The sequence below is a fragment of the Poseidonocella sp. HB161398 genome, assembly GCF_005870025.1.
Lineage (GTDB): Bacteria > Pseudomonadota > Alphaproteobacteria > Rhodobacterales > Rhodobacteraceae > Mangrovicoccus.
In genome coordinates this window covers 1-1,573 of sequence record NZ_VATA01000213.1, presented here as the reverse complement: position 1 = coordinate 1,573, position 1,573 = coordinate 1, and the positions used below count along the sequence as shown (strand labels likewise).

At 66.4% G+C, this 1,573-nt stretch carries 2 protein-coding genes and 1 pseudogene; 1 reads left to right on the top strand and 2 read right to left on the bottom strand.

The features are described 5' to 3' along the window. The coding region (locus FGX59_RS36825; RefSeq protein ID WP_138466079.1) for a helix-turn-helix domain-containing protein at window positions 1-372 on the bottom strand (372 nt) is incomplete at its 3' end. A 58-nt stretch (window positions 373-430) separates the two neighbouring features. Between FGX59_RS36825 and FGX59_RS36820 the strand changes: the two are divergent. Next, a pseudogene (locus tag FGX59_RS36820) lies at window positions 431-550 on the top strand (IS110 family transposase); the annotation flags it as partial. 143 nt (window positions 551-693) lie between these two features. On the opposite strand, the gene FGX59_RS36815 reads toward FGX59_RS36820, so the two are convergent. Beyond that, a partial coding sequence (locus FGX59_RS36815) for a DUF3394 domain-containing protein (RefSeq protein WP_138473469.1) occupies window positions 694-1,573 on the bottom strand: 880 nt, incomplete at its 5' end.

The window sequence follows — 1,573 nt, the reverse complement described above, 5'->3', positions numbered from 1 at the left end:
CGCAGCCATCGACCGGATCGACCAGTGTGTCGCGTCCCGGGGCGTGCTTTCCAGCGTCCTTTTGATGACCTCCGCCACCTGTTCGTCCGAAACCGTGCGTGGACGGCCTTCACGGTATTCATCGGAAAGCCCCTCGAGCCTCTGCTCCGCAAAGCGGCGGCGCCATTTTCCCACCGTGTGCTGGCTGTGGCCGAGTGAGGCGGCGATCTCCTTGTTGGACATCCCTTCGGCGCATCGCAGGACGATGCGGCAGCGGTCCGAAAGTGATCGGGCCGCCTTGTGCCTGCGAAGCTGGGCTTCGAGGAATGAGCGTTCCTCGTCGCTGAGATCAATTGGAACAGCAACACGGCCACCCATCACATCCTCCCGCATCAGGCAGAATAATGAAACAAACTTTCGTTCCAGGTGACTAGCGTTCATGCAGACGCATCCTGGATGCCTTGTTGCCATGGAGGCCTGCACGACAGCCCATCATTGGGCGCGGACGTTGGCGGCGATTGGGCATGAGGTGCGCCTGATCGCCCCGAAGTTCGTCAAACCGTACTGGAAGTATTGCAACTCCCAGTTCGGGATCGGGCCGCCCCTCCGCCCGGCGCAGGCGGAAAGGCAAGACGGCCCGCCCGGAAGGGGCAGGCCGCAGGACGGGCCAGCGCGCGCCATCAGCGACGGCGGCACGCCTGTCCGGGGGCCGCGCTACGCGCGCCGCCGCTGGATCAGGGCGATCAGGGCCAGCAGCAGGAAGGCCGGGAGATAGAAGATCTCCTTGGGCGGCCGTTCGCTCAGCACGTCGACATGGGTCACCCTCCAGTCGAAATCGATGCCGAGCTTCTCGGCCGGGCCGCCGAAGGCGATCATGTCGACGATGACATCGTCCTCCCGCGCCACCAGGTCGAGCCCCGCCGCCTGCGACAGGCGCGTCGCGCCGTCGGCGCCCGCGGGTCCGAGCGGCAGGAGGAAGATCGAGGAGACGTGGCGGCCATCCAGCGTGTCGCCCTCCAGCCCGACCCGGAGCGACGCCGCGGCGGGCGCCTCTGCCGCAAGGTCGAAGATCACCGCAGGCGGCGCCGCGGTCCATTCGGCGGTGAACCGGTCGAGCCAGAAGCCGGGCCGGAACAGGGTCAGCGCCACGAGGATCAGCGCGGCGGATTCCCAGAGCCGCGACCGGGTGACGAACCAGCCCATCGTGCCCGCCGCGAAGACCAGCATGGCGATCATCGCGACGACGAAGATCACCACGGCATGGAGCCAGCTGACATCGATCAGCAGCAGATCGGTGTTGAAGATGAAGAGGAAGGGCAGCAGCGCCGTGCGGATCGAGTAGAAGAACGCCTGGAATCCGGTCTTCAGCGGATCCCCGCGCGAGATCGCCGCCGCCGCGAAGCTGGCCAGCCCCACGGGCGGGGTCACATCCGCCATGATGCCGAAATAGAAGACGAACATGTGCACCGCCACCAGCGGCACGATCAGCCCGTTCTGCGCGCCGAGCTCGACCACGACGCCTGCCATCAGCGAGGAGACGACGATGTAGTTCGCCGTGGTGGGAAGGCCCATCCCGAGCACGATCGAGATCAGC